The 19536-nt window shown below is 69.7% G+C and carries 21 protein-coding genes; 10 read left to right on the forward strand and 11 right to left on the reverse strand.

The window, feature by feature from the left end; translation table 11 throughout:
• Positions 1 to 122: 122 nt before the first annotated feature.
• The 3 genes from WAB15_RS02860 to WAB15_RS02870 all read right to left on the reverse strand — a co-directional run bounded on the left by WAB15_RS02860 (position 123) and on the right by WAB15_RS02870 (position 2040).
• Positions 123 to 449: a plasmid stabilization protein gene (locus WAB15_RS02860; protein WP_407285176.1), complete on the reverse strand. Its 327-nt coding sequence runs from the start codon at positions 447 to 449 to the stop codon at positions 123 to 125.
• Between the two features lie 427 nt (positions 450 to 876).
• Positions 877 to 1590: a GvpL/GvpF family gas vesicle protein gene (locus WAB15_RS02865; protein ID WP_407285177.1), complete on the reverse strand. Its 714-nt coding sequence runs from the start codon at positions 1588 to 1590 to the stop codon at positions 877 to 879.
• 3 nt (positions 1591 to 1593) lie between these two features.
• Entirely contained in the window at positions 1594 to 2040 is a 447-nt protein-coding gene (locus tag WAB15_RS02870; RefSeq protein WP_399144994.1) for a gas vesicle structural protein GvpA, read from the reverse strand.
• Positions 2041 to 2312: 272 nt separating this feature from the next.
• On the opposite strand from WAB15_RS02870, the gene WAB15_RS02875 reads away from it, so the two are divergent.
• Genes WAB15_RS02875 through WAB15_RS02885 form a run of 3 tightly spaced genes read left to right on the forward strand, consistent with a single transcriptional unit; the run spans position 2313 to position 3794 of the window.
• Complete coding sequence (locus WAB15_RS02875; RefSeq protein WP_407289148.1) at positions 2313 to 2810, forward strand: SDR family NAD(P)-dependent oxidoreductase; 498 nt, start codon at positions 2313 to 2315, stop codon at positions 2808 to 2810.
• On the forward strand, positions 2726 to 3286 hold the full coding sequence (locus WAB15_RS02880) for a hypothetical protein (RefSeq protein WP_399144992.1): 561 nt from the start codon (positions 2726 to 2728) through the stop codon (positions 3284 to 3286). The genes WAB15_RS02875 and WAB15_RS02880 overlap by 85 nt, the downstream gene beginning before the upstream one ends.
• Positions 3287 to 3323: 37 nt before the next feature.
• Positions 3324 to 3794: a hypothetical protein gene (locus WAB15_RS02885; protein ID WP_407285178.1), complete on the forward strand. Its 471-nt coding sequence runs from the start codon at positions 3324 to 3326 to the stop codon at positions 3792 to 3794.
• A gap of 161 nt (positions 3795 to 3955) precedes the next feature.
• Here the strand turns inward: WAB15_RS02885 and WAB15_RS02890 are convergent, their stop codons facing one another.
• The 3 genes from WAB15_RS02890 to WAB15_RS02900 form a co-directional block, all read right to left on the reverse strand.
• Entirely contained in the window at positions 3956 to 4495 is a 540-nt protein-coding gene (locus tag WAB15_RS02890; protein ID WP_407285179.1) for a cysteine hydrolase family protein, read from the reverse strand.
• Between the two features lie 278 nt (positions 4496 to 4773).
• Positions 4774 to 5268: a DUF6328 family protein gene (locus WAB15_RS02895; protein ID WP_407285180.1), complete on the reverse strand. Its 495-nt coding sequence runs from the start codon at positions 5266 to 5268 to the stop codon at positions 4774 to 4776.
• 671 nt (positions 5269 to 5939) lie between these two features.
• Complete coding sequence (locus WAB15_RS02900; protein WP_407285181.1) at positions 5940 to 6707, reverse strand: dienelactone hydrolase family protein; 768 nt, start codon at positions 6705 to 6707, stop codon at positions 5940 to 5942.
• A 77-nt stretch (positions 6708 to 6784) separates the two neighbouring features.
• On the opposite strand from WAB15_RS02900, the gene WAB15_RS02905 reads away from it, so the two are divergent.
• Positions 6785 to 7276 (forward strand): MarR family winged helix-turn-helix transcriptional regulator, encoded by a 492-nt coding sequence (locus WAB15_RS02905; RefSeq protein ID WP_399144988.1) that lies wholly within the window; start codon positions 6785 to 6787, stop codon positions 7274 to 7276.
• A 22-nt stretch (positions 7277 to 7298) separates the two neighbouring features.
• Here WAB15_RS02905 and WAB15_RS02910 read toward each other — a convergent pair whose 3' ends face one another.
• The 3 genes from WAB15_RS02910 to WAB15_RS02920 are packed head-to-tail and all read right to left on the reverse strand — an operon-like array spanning position 7299 to position 8823.
• Positions 7299 to 8072: a molybdopterin dinucleotide binding domain-containing protein gene (locus WAB15_RS02910; protein WP_407285182.1), complete on the reverse strand. Its 774-nt coding sequence runs from the start codon at positions 8070 to 8072 to the stop codon at positions 7299 to 7301.
• Positions 7964 to 8512 (reverse strand): type 1 glutamine amidotransferase domain-containing protein, encoded by a 549-nt coding sequence (locus tag WAB15_RS02915; protein WP_399144987.1) that lies wholly within the window; start codon positions 8510 to 8512, stop codon positions 7964 to 7966. Before WAB15_RS02915 ends, WAB15_RS02910 begins: the two co-directional genes overlap by 109 nt.
• Positions 8491 to 8823, reverse strand: a complete 333-nt coding sequence (locus WAB15_RS02920) for a hemerythrin domain-containing protein (RefSeq protein WP_407285183.1) — start codon at positions 8821 to 8823, stop codon at positions 8491 to 8493. The genes WAB15_RS02915 and WAB15_RS02920 overlap by 22 nt, the downstream gene beginning before the upstream one ends.
• A gap of 331 nt (positions 8824 to 9154) precedes the next feature.
• Between WAB15_RS02920 and WAB15_RS02925 the strand changes: the two genes are divergently transcribed.
• The 6 genes from WAB15_RS02925 (at position 9155) to WAB15_RS02950 (ending at position 15649) form a co-directional block, all read left to right on the forward strand.
• Positions 9155 to 9388 carry a hypothetical protein gene (locus WAB15_RS02925; RefSeq protein WP_399144985.1) on the forward strand — a complete coding sequence of 78 codons (234 nt, stop codon included), beginning with the start codon at positions 9155 to 9157 and terminating at the stop codon, positions 9386 to 9388.
• Positions 9389 to 9957: 569 nt separating this feature from the next.
• Positions 9958 to 11046 (forward strand): AI-2E family transporter, encoded by a 1089-nt coding sequence (locus tag WAB15_RS02930; RefSeq protein ID WP_407285184.1) that lies wholly within the window; start codon positions 9958 to 9960, stop codon positions 11044 to 11046.
• Positions 11047 to 11166: 120 nt separating this feature from the next.
• On the forward strand, positions 11167 to 11772 hold the full coding sequence (locus WAB15_RS02935; RefSeq protein WP_407285185.1) for a lipoprotein: 606 nt from the start codon (positions 11167 to 11169) through the stop codon (positions 11770 to 11772).
• A gap of 496 nt (positions 11773 to 12268) precedes the next feature.
• Positions 12269 to 12769 carry a LuxR C-terminal-related transcriptional regulator gene (locus tag WAB15_RS02940; protein ID WP_407285186.1) on the forward strand — a complete coding sequence of 167 codons (501 nt, stop codon included), beginning with the start codon at positions 12269 to 12271 and terminating at the stop codon, positions 12767 to 12769.
• 133 nt (positions 12770 to 12902) lie between these two features.
• On the forward strand, positions 12903 to 13562 hold the full coding sequence (locus WAB15_RS02945; protein ID WP_407285187.1) for a DUF4255 domain-containing protein: 660 nt from the start codon (positions 12903 to 12905) through the stop codon (positions 13560 to 13562).
• Positions 13559 to 15649: an ATP-binding protein gene (locus tag WAB15_RS02950; protein ID WP_407285188.1), complete on the forward strand. Its 2091-nt coding sequence runs from the start codon at positions 13559 to 13561 to the stop codon at positions 15647 to 15649. Before WAB15_RS02945 ends, WAB15_RS02950 begins: the two co-directional genes overlap by 4 nt.
• A 55-nt stretch (positions 15650 to 15704) precedes the next feature.
• Here the strand turns inward: WAB15_RS02950 and WAB15_RS02955 are convergent, their stop codons facing one another.
• Both WAB15_RS02955 and WAB15_RS02960 read right to left on the reverse strand, forming a co-directional pair.
• On the reverse strand, positions 15705 to 16817 hold the full coding sequence (locus WAB15_RS02955) for an RICIN domain-containing protein (protein ID WP_407285189.1): 1113 nt from the start codon (positions 16815 to 16817) through the stop codon (positions 15705 to 15707).
• Positions 16705 to 19479 (reverse strand): BTAD domain-containing putative transcriptional regulator, encoded by a 2775-nt coding sequence (locus WAB15_RS02960; protein WP_407285190.1) that lies wholly within the window; start codon positions 19477 to 19479, stop codon positions 16705 to 16707. The genes WAB15_RS02955 and WAB15_RS02960 overlap by 113 nt, the downstream gene beginning before the upstream one ends.
• Positions 19480 to 19536 lie beyond the last annotated feature (57 nt).

Genomic DNA, 19536 nt, shown 5'->3' on the forward strand with positions numbered 1-19536 from the left:
TGTGGCTGTGGCTGTGGCTGTGACTGTCTGCGTCGAATACTCCGGGTCCTGCCGCGTCCCCGAGCAATCCTCCCTGAGCGCGTCCGGAGGCCGACGTGGCGACCGTCAGGCCAGGGCGGCGTTCAGCGGCCGAGGGCGTTGCGGAGCTGCTGCTTGCTCATGTTGGACCGCCCTTCGATGTTCTTCTTCTTGGCCTCCTCGTAGAGCTGGTCCTTGGTGGGTCCCTGGGGTCCGCTGTGGGAACGTTCGCCGCCGCGTTGCGAAGCGGACTTCCTGTCCTGGGTGGAGACCTTGCTGGCGGTCTTCGACTCGCCGGAACGGGCGCGTTCCTTGTTCACCGTCCGGGCGGCGATCTCCTTCGCCCGCTTGGTCGATTCACCTCGCTGTTCGGCGCTCTCCTTGACGTGCTCGTATTGCCGCTCGCGCTTTTTGCTCGAACCTGCGGGCATGGCTACTCCTAGTCATTTGGCGTGGTGCCATCGTGGCAGCGGCCGTCGATCACGCATCCATTTTCGCCCCTTTTCAAGGGTTATGCGCGAGGCGGGACAGCCCGGGTCCGTGACGGCCACGACTATTCGCTTTCTTGGCCGTGGGGTAGGGATACCGACCACGGTCGGCGCTCCATGAAGTACGAGCCCGTCCGTCCCTTGGCCTGCCGATCGTCGCTGTGTCGGAGCGACGCGTTCCCCGCGGGGTCAGGTGGTTATCCGAGCCGGACCTTCGGGAAGTGGTGGTGCCATGCGGGTTGCGGCGGGCACCAGTGACGGGTCCCCCTGACTAACATCTGGGACCGGTCGGGGCGTTGCACTCGCCGTTGTGTCAAGGAACCGCGCACTCTTCACCTCCTCTGCCTGGTCCGCAGGCCAGGGGAGGTCGCTAGACGAAACTGTAGGTGGGGAGCGGTCCGCGCAGCCGCAGGTCGAGGTCGGTGCCCAGCTCGTCGGCGAGACTCTTCTCGGCGGTGCGGAAGCGGTCCTCGTGGTCCCGATCCACCAGGAAGGACACGTTCAGGAAGTCGTCACCGGTGGGGGTCGAGAGACGTTCGTCTCGGGCCAGGCTCCGCAGCGCCTCAACGATCGAGGTGATGAGACGGTCCTGGCGGACCTGCACCTCCTGGGCGACCGTTTCACCGAGAGTGAGCGGCAGGTCTGGGCCGCCATGGCCACTTTTGATCTGCACGTTGAGGTCGCTGGCCTCGTCGGACTCGGCGAGGATGTGGCGGAGCAGCGCGTCTTCGTCCTGGGCGGCCTTGAGTTGGTACTCGACGCAGTTCTCCAGCCTCCGCAATCGCTCGTTCAGATCGTCCGCGGCGTCGTCCAGTACCGTGCGCACGGCGTCGTCGTCGGTGGTCGTGAAGCCGAACTGCAGCGGGAGGACCGTGCCGTCGGCCATCAGCCGTTCCTGGACGGCCTGGTGTGCAACGAGGTCGCGGTGCTCTGCCTTCAGATCGCTGGGGGCTTCGCTTACGACCGCGGAGAGCTGCCCAGCGGATACCGTGCGCAACTTGCCGGGTGGGTCGCCGATACCGTCGAGGCCGTCCAGGCACTGCGGGTGGGCGCTCGCGACGATGGAGTAGACGTATACGGCCATCGCTCATTCCCTTCGGCCTCGGACCGGCCGTCGGGACGGTCTCCGCTTTCCCACGGGTTCCTTGCTGCTGTCCTCGGACTCGTCGTCATCGCCGCTGCCCTTGAGGGCCTGGCTCACCGCCTCGGCAGCGCCGCTGAGGGCGCTCTTGCCCTCGCCTTCCGATTCGCCTTCGGTGAGCTCACCGACCAGGTCCGGCAGCCCCTGGGGCTTCTTGGCTCCGGACTCCAGGTCGAGGCGATTGCAGGCCTCCGCGAAACGGAGGTAGGTGTCGACGCTGGCCACGACGATGCGGGCATCGATCTTGAGGATCTCTATGCCGACCAGCGACACCCGGGCGAAGATATCGATGACCAGACCGCGGTCCAAGATCAGGTCGAGGATGTCGTAGAGGCTGCCGGAGCCCCCGCCGCCTCTGGAAACGGCTCCTCCGCCTTGTGGCACGAGAGTCACAGTGCCTCCCTTCGCCGCCCACCCTGTACGTGGTGAAGTGGCCGTACCGTCCTCCTGCTTCCGTGGTAGCCCCAGACCTCCGATAACGCGAGTCGATCTGTCTTCCCGTACACGGGGCGCGACGCTCGTGGACCACCATTCGCCGTCCTTGCCGAGTGGCGCCCTAGTTCCAGCTTTCCTGCGCACCGCAAGCGCATACTTTCGCCGAGTCGAGCGCCACCGGGAAGCGTCGTGGGTGCAACGCGACGAGAAGGGCAGGGCTCATCGTGCACGTGGTACCGGCCGCTCCGTCCATCGCAGGACTGACCGCCGCAGTCACCGGCGGCTCGCGAGGGCTTGGCCTGCTCCTTGCTCGCCAACTCCTGCCGCGGGGCTGTGACGTGGTACTCCTGGCCAGGGATGCGTCCGAACTCAGCAGGGCCGTCGCCAAGCTCGACGTGCCGGGCGCGGGCTCGGTGCGCGGCGTCTGTGCGATGTGCGGGATGCCGCCGCGGTCTGTGATCGCCTTGCCGAGATCGCCGAGAGCCACGGCAGCCTGGACATCGTCATCGCCAACGCCGGCATCATCCAGGTCGGGCCCGCGGATGCCCTCGGCCCGACGCGGTTGCCCTGTCAACCAAATCCCCGCGTTCTACTCTGAGGAAAGAGCCTTTGCAAGGAGGTTCTTTGTAAGGAGGTTCGCCCGATGTCAACAGGGACCCTTCTGGCGATCATCATTCCCGTCGTGGTGGTGGTTGCGCTACTTGCCGTCGGAATCACGCTTTTCGTAAGCCGACGGCGCCGCTTGCGGGAACGCTTCGGGCCGGAGTACGAACGCACCGTTGCGGACGCCGACAGCCGGCTGGCCGGCGAGCGGGAGCTGAGATCGCGCGAGAAGCGCCATGATTCGCTGGAGATCAAGCCCCTTCCGAGCAGCAGCCGTGAGCGGTACAGCCGCGACTGGGTCGGTGTGCAGGAGGAGTTCGTCGACCGTCCGGAGGCGGCTGTGCATGATGCGGACCGTCTGGTGTCGTCGCTGATGCACGAGCGGGGCTACCCGACCGAAGACTACGAGCAGCAGCTCAGGGACCTCTCCGTCGAGCACAGCCGTACGCTGGAGCACTATCGCGCCGCCCACGAGGTCGATGCTCTGGGTACCCAGCACAAGGCCACCACCGAGCAGCTGCGGGGCGCCATGGTGCACTACCGCGCCCTGTTCGACGAACTGCTCTCCGACGGCGGCCAGGCCCGACACGCTCCCGCCTGAGCGACAACGCCATTCACAGCATCCGAGGGACGCAACCATGCAACCCGACCGAGCACCCGACTCCGGCCTCGCGCAGAGGGGCCTGACCACCGAAGATCTGGCTCATCCTGCCGAGACTCCTCCGGACGAGGAACCGCAGTCCGCCACCGAAGCGCCCAGCCTCCCCGGCGAAGCCGCCCCTGCATCGGCAGAGACCGCGACACCTCGTTCCGAGGAAACGCGCAATGACGAGGAAGAGGCTCCACAGCTCCTTTCGGCAGAGGATGCCGATGGGTTCCGCGGCCGCTGGCAGGAGATCCAAAGCAGGTTTGTGGACGACCCGCAGCAAGCGGTGCACGGTGCCGATGAGTTGGTCGCGGAGGTTATGCAGAGCCTTGCCACGACGTTTGCCGACCACAAGCAGGCACTGGAAAAGCAGTGGAATCGCGGCGAGCAAGTGGACACCGAGGGCCTCCGCATGGCACTGCGTCATTACCGTTCGTTCTTCAACCGCCTGCTTACCGAGTAACCGGGGCTGATCAGCGGCCGAGGGCCTTGGCCGTGCGGACTCCGGCAGCCCGGAGTTCTCGCGAGCGAGCACGCGCGGTAATCGTCACGGCTCTCTCAGTATCCCGCGCCGGGGCGTCCATGGGCCTGCGCTCTGCTCGGCCTCTCCACCGGGGAAGTAATTCAGAAGAGTTCCTCGGCGGTGGAGCTGAGGATACGGGCCTGCATATTGCGTTCCATCATGCACAGGGCGGCATGCGCGAGGTCCTGGTGGATATGCGCGCAGGCGTCCTCGACGACGGTGACGCCGAAGTGCCGGATATGGGCGTCGAGGGCCGAGTAGAGCACGCATTGTTCGGTGACCTGACCGCAGAGCACGATCCTGTCGATGCCGTGCTGGCGCAGCAGGTATTCCAGGGGCGTCTGATAGAAGATCGAGTGTCGCGCCTTGACCACGAACAGTGAAAGGTCGTCCGGGCGGACCGGCTCCACCAGGTCCGCGTGGGGGCCGCCGAGCACGGTGTCCAGCAGTTCGTCATGGTGTGAGCGCCACAGCCCGAAATTGTCATTGACGTAGATGACCTCGATATCGCTCCGCCGAGCCCGTTCGATCAGCGAGGTGAGGTGCGGGAGGACCGTGCGCACCGAGGGCAGTAGCAGTTCGGCGTCCTCGTGCTCGTAGGAGTTGAGCATGTCGATCACGACGAGTGCGGTGGCGGACATGGTGAGGGCCCCTGTTCGGCTCGGTGCCGGTGTCGTTCGCGCACGACGTCCTCGGGGCGCTTGTCGTCGCGGAGGCCGTGGAACCGCGGTGGCGCAGCATGCCGTCACGCGTCCGCCCGCCTTTCTCCGGATGCCGCACCTCTCACTGTGCCGCGCGGCGGACCGCATCGCACCTGCGCCGGAGCCGGCCCGGCCGGTGCGCGAGAGCGGATCGCGCGGCGCGGCGCGGCGGAAGAGCCCCTGGCCAAGAGGCCGTGGAGGCAAGCGGAACGGGAGTGCTACTTCCTGGCGTGGTAGTGGTGGCGCGCCCACGCAGGCAGCGCGAACCAGCACAGCACGAACCACACCACCAGCCCTCCGACCAACCAGGGCACCGCGCTGTCGTTCATGGCGACCCGCAGGATGAGCAGCAGGGCGGAGGCGACGGTGGCCAGGAGGAACACGGCCCCCAACATGGTCAGCCGCGAGGCCCAGATCACGGTCTCGGGCTTGATGTGGCGGCCTGTGACGAACCGATGGAAGGTCACCGGCCCGATGAGCAACCCGGTGGTGGCGGCTCCCAATAGGGCAGTCACCACGTAGATCATTCGGTCGGTTTCGGAGAGGGTGGCGAATTTTGGTGTGAAGACAACGGTGAGGAGAAAGCCGAACAGAATCTGCACGCCGGTCTGGGTGACCCGGACTTCCTGCAGGAGTTCCGCCCATCGGCGATCGGCCCGCTCCTCCGTGGACTCGTGGCGACCCTGTGCGGGTTGCTGTGGGTGGGACTCCATACCTACCTCCCGGCAGTGTCGGGCCGGTATCGATTCGCTCTTCGGACGCGTCGCGGCTCCCAGTGGCTGGGAGGTGCCGCGGCCGCGGCACTGTCCACAGCTACCAGCATGGCCCCGATCCAGCCGTGCAACCGCCCCGGCGCCGCAGCGCCGTCCGGGTCAAGATGGCCGCGAGAGCGGCGCCGAGCAGGCCGCCCGCCACCGGGCGGGGTGGCGGGCGAGCGCCGTGAGGAGTGAGCGGGTGACGGCACGGTCGTCGAAGGGGCCGTGGGCCCCGTAGTCATGCCCGTCCTTGCCGTCGGCGGGCTCCCAGAGGTTGTCGGGCCGATCAGCCGACGCCGGATGCGCCCTCCAGCGTGCACGGCTGCGGGCCCTCGTCTCTCCGGCCCGCCCCAGGCCTGGGGCGGCGTGTCCGTCACCGGCGTGACGCCCTGCGTCGACGCAGTTCCGGACCGCGCGCCACAGGCCCTCGGCTCGGTGGCTTGCAGTGAACTGACATAGCACGGGTTCCCGAAGAGCGGACCGACTCACGTCGCAGCAGCTGGAGTGCCCTGTAGGGGCCCGGCAGCCGGTCCACCTGTCACTGCCCCGGGGCATGGACCCTGACGGCACCGAACCGCCCGGGGACGGCCATGTGCCGCCCCCGAACGGTCGGTTTCCGAGCCGGAGTCTCAGCTGTCGGTCAAGGTGCGGCCGAGGAGGGAGAGCAGGCGGTCCCAGTGAAGCTGCAGTGCGGCGGGGTTGAAGGCGTCGGTGTCGGACATGGTGAAGCCGTGGACGGTGCCGGGGTAGATCTCGGAGGTGTAGTCGACACCTGCGGCATCCAAGGCCTGGTTGAGCTCGCCGAGGGCCTCGGGCGTCAGGTCGGTTTCGGCGTGGCCGAAGTGGACCTGGGCGGTGAGGCGGTGCAGGCTGTCGGGCCCGTCGGCGCCCACGGGGCCGTGGAATCCGGCGACGGCGGCCACCTGGCCGGGGTGGGCCGCGGCGGTGCGCATCGCCAGGAGGCCGCCGATGCAGTAGCCGGTCACCGCGACCGGTCCGGCGCCGGCTTCGGGCTGGGTGGTGAGGAACCTGAGGTAGGCGTCGGCATCGCTCAGGACACGTTCGGGCGTGTGCGCCTCGATCAAGGGCATCACCTGCGCGATGACCGCGGGCCGGACCTCTTCTCCGATGTACTCGGGAAGCTCGACCACCGGTGTCGGGCCGTGCCGGTAGAAGAAGTTGGGGACGAGCACGTAGTAGCCGTGCCCGGCCAGTTCGCGGGCCATCTCCCGCAACACGGGCCGGATGCCGAAGGCGTCCGCGTACATCAGCACCCCTGGGTGCCGCTCGCCATCGTCGGGGAAGGCGGCAAAGGCATCGGCCTGACCGTCAGGGGTGGGAATCTGCAACGACTGGATCTTGATGGGAATGGTGGGTCTTCCTTCCTTCGAATTCACCGAGGAAACGTTGGTCTCACTAACGTTCTCGGCGCGAGTGAACGTACATCGTTAGTCGGACTAACGCAACGGATAGGATGGGCGCCGTGATCAGAGCCGATGCTGCCGACCTGCCCGACGACGGCGCGCCCAAGACGCCAGACAGGCTGCGTCGACGGGCGAGCCGACTGCTGTCGCAGCTGACCGCGCGGTCGGACCGGCTGATCAACGAGGGGCTGGCCCAGGTCGACGCCCGCAAGTGGCACTACGCCGTGCTCGCCTCACTGCAGGATTTCGGACCGGGCAGCCAAGCGACGCTGAGCACGCGCACCGGCATCTACCGCAGCGACATGGTCGGCGTGCTCAACGAACTGACCGAGCGTGACCTCGTCGAGCGGGCACCGGATCCCGACGACCGGCGCCGCAACATCATCACGATCTCCGCCCGAGGCCGCCGTCATCTGCGCCGCCTCGACAAGGTCCTGGACGACCTCCACGACGAACTGCTCGCACCGCTGAGTCCGGCCGAACGCGACCAGTTCGTGCGGTTGCTCACCCGCTTGCTGGATCACCACACCCGGGCCGCCTGACCCGGCATAGCAGCATCCGGCCTCAACCGAGGCGGTCCTGTCCGATCCCTCCTCGCTCGACGGGTTCACGGGACGAGGACGGCCTGCGGCGCCGACTCCTTGATGCCAGTTCGTGCAGAAGGCCACCCAGCCCGTTCATCGCTGCTTCCTTTGCCGCAAGGCCGGATCGCCGGACTCGGAGGAAGTGGCGGACAACGTCGCGTCGGTGACGACCACGGGCCGGCCACCGGCCGCGGCATCGCCCGTTGGCAGCCCGATCGTGCCGCTCAGGGTCGGCCTGGTCGAAGTAGCCGTAGTGGAAGGGAAGGAACACAAGGCCGGTGCGCGTACCCCGCCGGACCGCGGGCGCCTCGACATCGCCACGGCGAGAGGTCACGCGCACGAGATCTCCCTCGGCGATGCCCGGGCGTTCGGCGTCCCGGGGGCGCACCTCGCCCCATACGTCGGGAGCGGCATTGTTCAGCTCCGGCGCACGGGCGGTCTTGGTGCGGGTGTGCCAGTGGTAGACGCTGCGTCCCGTGGTCAGGTACGGGGGTATTCCTCGTCGAGCGGCGCCCCGGCCCCCCCCCGCCTTGGAGAGGGTCGTCGGTGCGGTCGACCGGTACGCCTGGGTTAGTCGTGAGCGGACCGGCGGCCGGGTCGTCAGTGAAGTGCGCTCGTCGCTGTTGCTGTCTCCTGTCCGCCCTCTCAGGCTGCCCTTCCGGCCCGGGCGAATTCCGCGACGAAGGTCGCGCAGAAGGCCTTCAGGTCCCCCGGCTTCCGGCTGGTGATCAGCGTGTTGCGGCCCGCGGTACACACCTTGACCTGCTCGTCGACCCAGGTGCCGCCGGCGTTGCGGATATCGGTCTGCAGGCTGGGCCAAGAGGTCAGCGTGCGTCCCCGTACGACGTCAGCCTCGATCAGCGTCCACGGCGCGTGGCAGATGGCCGCAACGGGCCTGCCCCGCTCGAAGAACCCCCTGACGAAAGCGACTGCGTCCTTGTCCATGCGCAGGGCATCGGGATTGGCGACGCCGCCGGGCAGGACCAGGCCGCCGTACTCCGTCACTTCCGCCGCGGCGACCGTACGGTCCACCGAGAAGGTATCGGCCTTGTCCAAGTGGTGGAACGCCTGAATCCGTCCGCTTTTGGTGGAGACCAGTTGCGGAACATCACCCGAGTCCAGGACCGCTTGCCAGGGTTCGGTCAGTTCGACCTGTTCCACACCTTCGGGCGCTACCAGAAAGGCAATCTGCATGAGAGGTCGTTCCTTTCTCCTGTGGTGTTGAGGCCGAGCCCAGATGTGTGCGGCCGGCCTTCCTCGACGTGATCGTGATCGGCGATTTCGTTGTCCGCCGGCACGTCACCGTTCTCCAGGTGCTCGCGAACGGCAGGGTAGAGGTGCATCTCCTCGGCGACCGAGTGGCGCACCAGCTCGATGGTCAGGGCATCAAGCAACAGCTTGCGTTCGATGCATCCGGCCTCCAGGACGTCCAACTGTTCGAAGAGCCCGTCCATCACACGATGGTCACCGGTCAGTTCCTCGATGACGTCTGCGCCATGCTCCATGAAGTACGAGCCTTTCGGTCCGTTGGCCAGCCGATCGCCGCTGTGTCGGTGTCAGGGCCACGGGTTCCCGGCCAAGCAGGCAGTTAACGTGATGCAGGTCGAAGATGACCCGATGCAGCGAGCGGTGACGGACCACCGGACGGCCCCTGGTCCCCCAGATGACGGCGAAGAAACCGCAGCGGCCCGCGGCGCGCCGGTCGGGGGACTATGAGGCGTGTACCGCTCCAAATGGACCTCTGCGGCGCGCTGGGACACGGATCCCGTGAGGACATGAGTAAACCCCCTCGGGGGCGGAAACCCGATCTGCCCCGGCTCAGGAAAGGAGCGCACCATGGCAGCCTGTGAGGTCTGCGGCAACGAGTACGAGATGGCTTTCGAAGTACGGGTGGCCGGCACCGCCTACACCTTCGACTGCTTCGAATGCGCGGCACACAAACTCGCACCCGTCTGTGAGAACTGCGGCTGCCGCATCCTCGGTCACGGTCATCAATCCGACGGCCAGTTCTTCTGCTGCGCCCACTGCGCCCGTGCCCAGGGGCACATGGCGCTCGCCGACAGCGCCTGAGCCGGCCCGGCAGCCGCTGCCAGGGGTTTCACCCGAACGCCGACGGCTTGCCATCGTGGCGGGCAGGGGATGTTGCTCCGCGGGCCGTCGAAATCCGGCGACTGGCTTGATTGCGGCCTGACGCCGTCGGGCGGTGCCGCCGCCATCCTCGCGCTTTGCCGACGCATGGCCCGGAATCATCACCGTTCGGACTTCGGCGGTGACTTCAAGAGCCTCGCAGCGGAGATCTCACTGGACCGGCAGGCACTTCTACGGTTCGGGCATCCTGCTGTTGCCGTCTGGCGCTGTCCCGCACCCGTGGGCGAGTCCCGGGCACGGCCCCCACATGGCGGTGGTTTTCCTCCGGCCTTTCCGGGATAAATGATCATTCGATACTTGTGTCGACCTGCCCGAGGCGGGCGTCTCTCCAGCAGCGCGAACCGCACTGGGACGCGGGAGGAAGTGCCCAGGTGAGCGACAGGTATGGCCGCCCTGCCCAGCGGCCCAACAGGCGTGGACCGCGGCAAGGCCGTCCACGGCACGTCGTTCTGGGCAGCCGGCCGGCGAAAGCGGTGGGCCGGGTCCGGTCGATGTCGGCCGTACCCGGCGTTCGGGCGCGCGGAGTCGGCGCTTCGGTCCCGTCCGGACTGCGGATGGCCGCCGCGTATGCGTGGCGGCTGCTGGCGGTCGGGGCCGTGGTGTACGCGGCGTTCACGGTGCTGGGCCGCTTCCAGCTCGTCGCGGTCGCGGTGTTCCTCGCCTTGGTGATCACCTCGGTGCTGCGACCACTGACCGACCTGATGAGCCGCCGACTGCCCCGAGCCGTGGCAGTAGTGGTATCCGTGCTGAGCAGCATTGTGGTGGTGTTGGCCCTGCTGGCCCTGGTGGGCAACGCGGTGGCGGGGGAATGGAGCCAGCTCACGGAGGAGCTCGGCGGGGGCATCAACCGGATCAAGCGATGGCTCGAAGGATCACCGTTCCACGTCAGCCATGCTGCGCTGGCAGACCTGCAGGGAAAGATCGCCTCCTTCCTGGCCTCGCATCGCTCCACCCTGATCAGCGGGGCGCTCAGCGGGGCCGGCCGGGCCATCGAGTTGGTCACTGGTGGTGCGCTGGCTCTCTTCTGCTCGGTCTTCTTCATCCACTCAGGTGAACGGCTGTGGCTATGGAGCTGCGCGCAGCTGCCGGAGACCGCCCGTTCCCGGTGGCGCGGCGCCGGGCAGGCCGCATGGCACACCTTCGCCGGATACACCCGCGGCATCATCATCGTGGCCGGCACCAACGCCCTACTCGTCGGACTCGCACTGTTCGTACTGCGGGTGCCGCTGGCCCTGCCACTGGCCCTGCTCGAGTTCGTCGCCGCCTTCATCCCGCTGATCGGCTCGCCCATCGCGCTGGCGGTGGCCACCATGGTGGCTCTGGCGGGTCGTGGCCCCATCGTCGCCCTGGTCGTACTGTCGCTCATCGTCGTCATCGGCCAGTTCGAAGGCCATGTGCTGCACCCGCTCGTGTTGAGCTGGGCGGTGCGGCTCCATCCGGTGGTCGTCGCCATCTGCGTCATCGCCGGCAGCATCGTCGCCGGGGTCATCGGCGCTGTCGTGGCGGTACCCATGGTCTCGGTCGCCTGGTCCGTGATCCGGGCTCTCCGCAGCCCGGACGACGGTTCACCCCCAGCGTGACGCCTCCCGTGTTCGGGCGCCGGCAGCGAAGACGAAAAAGCTGTGGTTCGAGATCAAACATGTCGTATATGCTGCGGCGATTTTTCAGAACTTCATGCTCAAGGGCGGGGGATTTTCGGAATGCGTAAGGCATCGCAGGCCGTGGTGGGGGTGGTGGTCGCGATGAGCGTGCTCAGCGGCTGTTCGTTCGGCTGGGGTGAGGACGACACGAAGAAGGTCGCCGAGAAGAAGCTGGGCGACAAGGGCACGGCGTGCGACCTGCCGGTGCACTTCATCCTCGCGACGTCCTGGAAGGCACAGGCCATCACGCGGGCGACGGTGAAGCAGATGGGCCCGCTCGGCCACCAGGGGCCGCTCACCCCCGCCTGCGAGCTCGACGCCAAGCCCGCCGGGCACATCGGCTTCCTCACCGTGTGGTCCGGCACCAAGGGCGCTGCCGCGCCCGGTGGCACGGCCCGCGCCCTGGTGAAGGAGTTCGTCGCCGCCGAGAACTTCGAGAGCCACGTCACGTTCCGCAAGGTCAAGGCCGGCGGCCTGTCCGCCACCGAGGCCGGCTACACCGTCACCGACCTGGCGGCCGGCGAGGTCAGGCCCGAACGCGCGCTGGCGGTGATGACCAAGCACGGTGGCGTGGTCCTCCACCTCGGAGGGCTCAACGCGGACGAGCACAAGGCGATGCTCCCGGCGTTCGACCTGGCCAAGAAGAGCCTCGGCCTGACCGGCTGACCTCCTGGCCTCCTGGCCTCCTGGCCTCCTGGCCTCCTGGCCTCCTGGCCTCCTGGCCTCCTGGCCGAGAGTTCCGCAACACACGGCATCTCATCGATATCTCATCGATCTGCTCGGCTTCGTCGGGAGCGCCGCGTCCTGAAGGCGCCCCTTCCAGCCCCCTCCGGCCCCCTCCAAACCTCGCCGCCTGGAGCGCTCAAGGGTTCGCGTCTCGCGTTGACCACCCGGTAAGCGTCTGTTGATTGCCTTCGCGCATTCTGCGGCAGTCGGTAAAACGGGGGCGAGACGAGGAACATAAGTGCTGGATACACGTGTCACGGTGTCGGTGCACGCCGCCGACCCGCTCAGTCGAGCCGGGGTCGTCAGTCACTTACAGCACCAGCCCACCGTCGAGATCGTCCAGGATCAGGGCGGCGCGGCGGCCAGACGGGCGGAACAGGCGGAACGTGGGCCGGAGAAGCAAGACGGTGGGGAGGCGGTCGGGAGCGTCGCGATCATGCCCATCGACCAGTTCGACGAGATCGCGGCGGCCGAGCTGAGACGGCTCGTACGGGGTGGTGAGCAGCGGGTGGTGCTGATCGCCCGGGATCTGCGCGAGCCGGACCTGATGGCGGTGGTGGAGTACGGCGTGCGAGCCATCCTCTGGCGTCATCAGACCACCCCGCAGCGGCTGCTGCGGGCGGTGCAGAGCGCGGCGCGCGGTGAGGGAGACCTCCCGCCGGACCTGATCAGCAGGCTGCTCACACAGGTGGGGCAGTTGCAGCGATCGATGGAGGCGTCCACCCCCGCGGGGCTCGTACCGACGCTCGGGATGGCGCCGCGCGAGGTCGATGTGCTGCGGCTGGTCGCCGAGGGGATGGACACCCGGCAGATCTCCCAGAAACTCGCCTACTCCGAACGCACCGTCAAGAACATTCTGCACGCGCTGATGACGCGGCTGCAGTTGCACAACCGGGCGCACGCCGTCGCGTACGCGCTTCGAGAGGGATACATCTGATGGGGGCGGCAGCTGACGCGCACATGGGTGCGGTGGCAAAGACAGGCAGGGATGCGAGAGGCGAGGGCGAAGCAGCGGTGACGGAGTTGGTGGAAGAAATTCAGGCGGCGGGGCATCGGGCGGGGGTACGGGCGTGATTCACGAAGTCGATGAGGCGATGCGGTCCGTGCTGCGCGGCGGGGTGCTGCCGGACGGCGCCGGGGACATCGCGTTCGAGGCGCCGACCCGCGACTGGGCGGCGCGGCGCAACGCGCCCACGCTCAATGCGTATCTGTACGACATCCGCGAGGAGGTCGTACGCCGCGAGCGCGGCGCGATATCGGAACGCGGACCCGATGGTGTGGTCGTGCGCAGACGTCAGCCACCACGCTGGTTCCGGTTGTCCTACCTGGTCACGGCGTGGACCACACGCCCGGAGGACGAGCACCGGCTGCTCTCCGCCGCGCTGGGGTGCCTGCTCTCGCACGAGATCCTCCCGGCGGCCGCGCTGCCGAACGCACTGCGCGCGCTGGAGGTGAGCATCCCGCTCACGGTCGCGGTGCCGCCCGCCGAATCCCGCTCGATCGCCGATATCTGGTCGGCGCTGGGCGGCGAACTCAAGCCGTCCCTGGACGTGGTGATCACCGTGCCCTTCCCGGTCTCCCCCGCGTACGAGGTGGCGCCGCCGGTCACGGAGGGCGCGGTCACGGTCGTCCGCGGAATCGACGGCGTCCCCGGCGACTCCGAGCCCCGGATGCTCCGGTCCGTTCCAGGTGCCTCGCCGTCCGCAAGGGGCAGCGAGGAGGAGCGGTGAGTGGCACAGCGGTGATCGAGAGTGCCAGTGGTGCGCTGATCGGCCGGCTGGCGGGGCTGCGGGAGCGGGTGGCCGAGCTGGTCGAGCGGCGCAGCGCCGACGATCCGACGGCCGCGGACCCGCTGCGCGGGCTGTACGTGACCCCGGATGCGGCCAGAAGGCTGGCCACGCGGCCACCGTCGGAGGGCACGGGTGAGGCGTCTCCGGGCGAGACGTATGTACCCGGGGCTTACGTGGACGGACCGGAGGGCCACGGCTCGGGCCCCTGGGACCCATCGGATCGGGCGGTCGCGCTCGCCGAGCGGTTCGGGTTGTCGGGCCTGGACATGCATGTCCTCCTGGCCGCGCTCGCGCCCGATGTGGACCGGAGCTTCGAGCCGCTGTACGGCTACCTCAACGACGATGTCGGGCGTCGCCGTGCCACGGTCTCTCTGGCGCTGGACCTCGCGGGCACCGGCCCGTACGAGCCCACGGCCCGCGCCCGCTTCCACCCCTCCGCGCCGCTGCTGTCCGGTGGGCTGCTCGTCGTCGAGGACGAGGACCGGCCGCTGCCGGGACGGGCGCTGCGGGTGCCGGAGCGGGTGGTGGCCCATCTGCTGGGGGACGACGGCCTCGATCCTGAACTCACTGGCGGAGACGTGGAGTTGCTGGAAGCGCGGCAGCGGTCCGCGGGCCGTACGGGCAGCGAGGCCCGCACCGGAGCCCGGGCCTTCGCCAGGCGACTCGCGGTGCTCGCGAGCGAGCGGCCGCTCGCCGTACATCTGCGGGAGCGCCGGCCCGGTACCGCCGCCGGACCGGTGGCCGACGGGCTGCGGCGCGCCGGCCTGCCCGTGCTGCGGTATCGCCCGGATGGCGACCGCGGTGACGGAGCGGGCCTGGCGGGTGCGCTGCTGCGGGAGGCACGGCTGCGGCGGGCCGCGGTCGTCGTGGGGCCGCTGCCGGATCGGCCCGACGCGCTCGTCAGGTCGCTGGCGCGCGGGGACGTGCCGGTGGTCTTCTTCGGAAGCGAGCCGTACGACCCGGGCTGGGCCCCGGATTCGGGGCTGTTCGCGCTGGACGCGCCGGACGACGGGGCGGCGGCGGGCGAGGTCTGGAGCACCGAACTCGGTTCCGTGGACGGTCGCTTCGACCTCACTGAAGCCGTCGCGCCGTACCGGCTGGGCGCCGCTCAGATCCGCCGGGCGGCCCGTGCGGCCACCGCCCTCGCCGCGTTCGACGGGACGCCGCTGACCGCCGCCCATATCCAGCACAGCGCGCGCCAGCAGTCCGCGCCGCTGCTGGACCGGCACGCCCGGCGGGTACGACCCGCCGTCGGCTTCGACGGTCTCGTCCTGCCGCCCGAACCGCTGGCTCTGCTGCACGAACTGGTGCAGCGGGCGCGGCATCGGGAGAAGGTGCTGGGCGAGTGGCGGCTGCGCACCGGCGGTGGGCGCGGCCGGGGCGTGGTGGCGCTGTTCGCCGGGGAGTCCGGAACCGGAAAGACGCTGTCCGCCGAGGTCGTGGCCGGTGAACTGGGTCTGGATCTCTATGTGGTGGAGCTGTCCGCGGTGGTGGACAAGTACATCGGGGAGACGGAGAAGAACCTGGAGCGGATCTTCTCCGAAGCCGACCGCACGGACGCCGTGCTGCTCTTCGACGAGGCCGACGCCGTCTTCGGCAAGCGCTCGGAGGTCAAGAGCTCGCACGACCGGTACGCGAACCTGGAGAGCGCGTATCTGCTCCAGCGGCTGGAGGCGTTCGACGGGATCGCCGTACTGACCACCAATCTGCGCGCCAACATCGACGATGCCTTCACCCGGCGGCTGGATCTGGTGGTCGACTTCCCGTTCCCGGACGCCGGACAGCGGACCGCCTTGTGGCGTTCCTGCCTTGCCGCCTCGCCCTGCGCGGACGACCTCGACCTCGATGGCTGCGCCGACGAGTTCGAGCTGTCCGGCGGCGCGATCCGGTCGGCCGCGGTGACCGCCGGCTATCTCGCGGCGGGCCGCGGCGGGCCGGTGACCGGGGCGGACGTACGGGCCGGGGCGCGGCGCGAGTACCGCAAGATGGGGCGGCTGGTGCCGGACGCGTCGCCGTTGTGGGACTGAACCTCCTGGTGTGGCCCGGGGCCGGTCGATTTTCGTCGACCGGCCCCGGTCGGCCTCACGGCCCTTCGGCGATCTTCCAGTCCTGCGCGTCGTTGGGCCCGTCGGAGCACTGCCAGGACAGCGCGCCCTTGTCGTTCTGCGTGTCGGTCAGGCATTCCTGGTTGCGCATGTTGACGATGTGGGTGCGGCCGTCGCCCGCGTCCACCAGCCGCCACTTCTGCTGAGGCGGCAGCTGACCCGACTTGAGTTGTTCGGGGTCGGCCTTCCAGAGCTCGACCTCGTTGGTGTTCTCCTTCAGCTGGACAACACTGCCCGGGGCGCTACCCGACTCCAGGGCAACCGTGTTGTCCTCGGGGAAGTGGTGGATGATCCACCACTGGTTGCGGCCGAACTGGTCACCCGTCCACTGGGCGCTCTGGCCGATCTGCGTACCGTCCACCTGACTGCCCCCGTTGGCCTGGAGGTACCAGCCACCGTTGGCGTTGGACCGGATGGTCTGCTCCTTCGGGCCCTCGTCCTTGGGGGGATCCGGCTGAGGCTCCTCGGGCTTCTCCTCCTCCGGGGCCTTGGACGGCGGTGGCGGCGGTGGCGAGGGCGGCTTCGGCTGGTTCTCCGGGAGTTTGCGGGCCACGCCGGCCTTCTCCCGTGCGCTCGTGGTCACATCGGGCTCTGCCTTGAACCACAGCGCCACGAAGGCCAGCGCCGCCACGAGCAGCAGTGAGCACACCGCCATCGCCCAGCGCGGCAGCACGGACGGCTGGAGGTAGGTGCCGCGCAGCTCGGTCGGCTCCGGCGCTCCGGCACGCAGCACGGAGACGGTGAAGGGGTGCTTGTTGGTTCCGCCGACCCAACTCACCGTGCCAGGGCGGATGGTGAGCTGCGCGAAGCCCGCACGACCCGGCGCGACCTGGACCGAGGGCGGCTCGGGCTCGACGGTGAGGGCGTCACCGTTCTCACGGCCGGAGAGGGAGACCGTCAGCGGCTGATTGCCGAGGTTGTCGACCGCGACCGCCGCCTTGGCGCGCCAGCGGCCGCGTACGGCCAAGGGCACCAGCTCACAGCGGAGTTCGGTGAACGGCCCCACCGTGAGCTGCCCCTCGACCACATCGCGGATCTCGGGGTGCTCGGCCGGCTCGACGCGTATGCCGATGGGCGTGGGACCGGCCACGGCGTCCGACGTGCGAGGGGGCGCGAATTCCACCTCCGCCGTGCCCTCGGCCCCGGGATACAGCCGCAGCACGTTCGGCTCCACCCGTGCCCAGCCCGCCGCGGCGCCTACCGGTTGCAGCCGGTACTCCTCGACGGTGTCGCCCGTGTTGCGTACCCGCAGCCTTACCCTCGCGACGGAACCGGGGTCGACGGTGATCGCGGCCGGTTCCAGTGAAGTCCACATGCTCACCCGGGCAGTCAACCGGTGGTGCCGGGCCCGGGTCAGCGTGCGCGAGGGCAGAGGCGAGGGCAGAACCGGATGTCCTTACGGCTCCATAGGGCTCCTGACGGCCCCGCGGGCCTGAACGAGCAGCCGGCACGCCGGTACGGGCCTCCGGACGGCGGCGCGGGGGCCGGGATCCACCGTCACGGCGGCCGGGTCCGGAGCGGGGGCGGATCCGGGAACGGCGCCTGCGCGACGCCCCGCAGCGGCCGGGCTTCCGCCGCCGCATCGGCGCGGGCCGCCGTTCCGGCAGGAGGTGCAGGGCGCGCGCCGCGGCCTCGTCCGGGACGGTGGCCAGCAGCCGGTCGAGGAGACGATGCTGTGCCGCCTCCCGCTCCCCCGGGCCGTCCTGCCGCTCGCCCAGCCGCCGAGCGAAGAGGCCGACCAGATCGTGGTACCGGTAGTGGTCGTCGCCGCACAGCTCCACGAGCCCGGCGTCGACGAGCGCCTCGACCGCCGCCTCCGCCTCGTCCTCGGTGGTGTCCAGCACCGCGGCCGCGGCGCCCCGGCAGAAGCTCGGCGGGCCGCACAGGGCGAGGGCCCGGAAGGCGTGGGCGAGGTCGGGCCCCAGCGCCTCGTAGTCGGCCCGGAAGGCCGCCTCCACCGCCAGGTCACCCACCCGCAGCTCATCGAGCCGCCGCTCATCGGTCAGCCGGGCCACGAGGTCGGCCATGGTCCGGGCCGGCCGGGACGCCAGGCGGGCGACGGCGATACGCACGGCGAGCGGCAACCCGCCGCAGGCGGCGACCAGTTCGCGCGCGGCATCCGGCTCGGCGGCCATCCGCTCGGCCCCCACGGTCGCGCCGAGCAGCCCCAGTGCGTCCTCTTCCTGCATCACCTCCACGTCGACGCGGTGGGCACCGGGCAGCGCGAGGGTCCGCCCACGGGTGGTGACCAGTACCGCGCACGCCGGTGCCCCGGGCAGCAGCGGCCGCACCTGGGCGCTGTCGCGGGCGTTGTCGAGCAGTACGAGGATCCCGCGATCGGCGATCAGCGAGCGGTACAGGGCGGCCTTCTGCTCCACCCCGTCCGGTACGGCGCTCTCCGCGACGCCGAGGGCACGCAGGAACCGCGTCAGAACGGCGCCGCTGTCGGCCGGAGCCGGGCCGGTGCCCTGGAGGTCCACATACAGCTGCCCGTCGGGGAAATGGGCCCGCACGGACTGCGCGACATGCACGGCCAGCGCCGTCTTGCCGACCCCGCCGAGCCCGTTGAGCGTGGCCACCACCGGTGCCCGACCGCCGGCCGCCCCGCGCAGCGCCGAGGCCAAGTACGCGACGGTCTCGGCACGCCCCACGAAATCGGCGATGTCGGGCGGGAGCTGAGCCGGTACGGGTGGTGGCGCGCCGATACGCGAGGTGTCCCGGGTAGGGCGGGGTGGGCGGGGCCAGGGGTCACGGCCGTCACGGCCATCCCCCGCACGGCCGCGGTCAGGGGCACGATCAGGGCGGATTCGATCACCGGCAGGGCCGGCACCGGGCCCGGTCCTCGGACCGGGAGCACACCCGCGGCTCCCCGAACCCGCCCGCAACTCCGCGTACAGGTAACGGAGTTCCCTGCCCGGCTCGGTGCCGAGTTCGGCGTCGAGGGTGCGGCGGGTGGCCGCGTACACCTCAAGGGCCTCTGCCTGGCGGCCCGCGCGGCACAGCGCCAGCATCAGCAGGGCCTGTGCCCGTTCGCGCAGCGGATGCTCGGCGGCGAAGGCGCGCAGTCCGGCGATCGAATCGGAGATCGAGCCGGAGACCGAGCCGGTGTGCCCGCCCGACTTCAGTACGCAGTCGTAGAGCTCCTCCCGAGCGGTGACGCACAGTTCGGTGAGCCGGTCGCGCTGCCGCTGTGCGTACGGCCCGGGCAGCCCGGCCAGTGCCACGCCCTCCGGGAGCGCGAGCGCACTCCTCAGCTGCTCGTACGCACCCGCGGTGTCGCCCGCCTCCCGCAATCGGCGTGCCGTGACCAGCCGCTCCTCGAATGCGGCGGCATCCAGCGCCTCGGCGGGCACCCGTAGTGCGTAGCCGCCGCCGCAGGACTCCAGCAGCCGGGCGTGCTGCCGGGGCTTGCGTTCCGGCTCCAGTAGGCCGCGCAGCCGAGAGGCGTACGTCCGCAGGGTGCCCACTGCGCGCGGCGGCGGCCGCTCGCCCCACAGCGCGTCCACCAACTGCGGTACGGATACGGGACGGCCGGCGTGCAGAAGCAGCACCCCCAGCATGGCGCGCTGCTGTGGCGGGCCGAGATCCAGCGGACGGTCCCCCCGCCAGGCCCGCACCGGGCCGAGCACCTGAAACCGCAGCCCGTCTGCCGGGTCATGGCCGCTCGGCTCCTCCGCGACCTCAAGCTCATCCGGATCGTCCGCGTCGCCGCGCACCGTCTGTTCGCTCCCCCGCCCCTGTCGATCTGCCACGCCGCCCCTTCGGACCTGCGTTGATACAGCTGCTCTATCGAACGTAACTCAGCGCAC

Source organism: Streptomyces sirii, assembly GCF_045690365.1.
In the GTDB taxonomy this organism is placed as follows: Bacteria; Actinomycetota; Actinomycetes; order Streptomycetales; family Streptomycetaceae; genus Streptomyces; species Streptomyces sirii.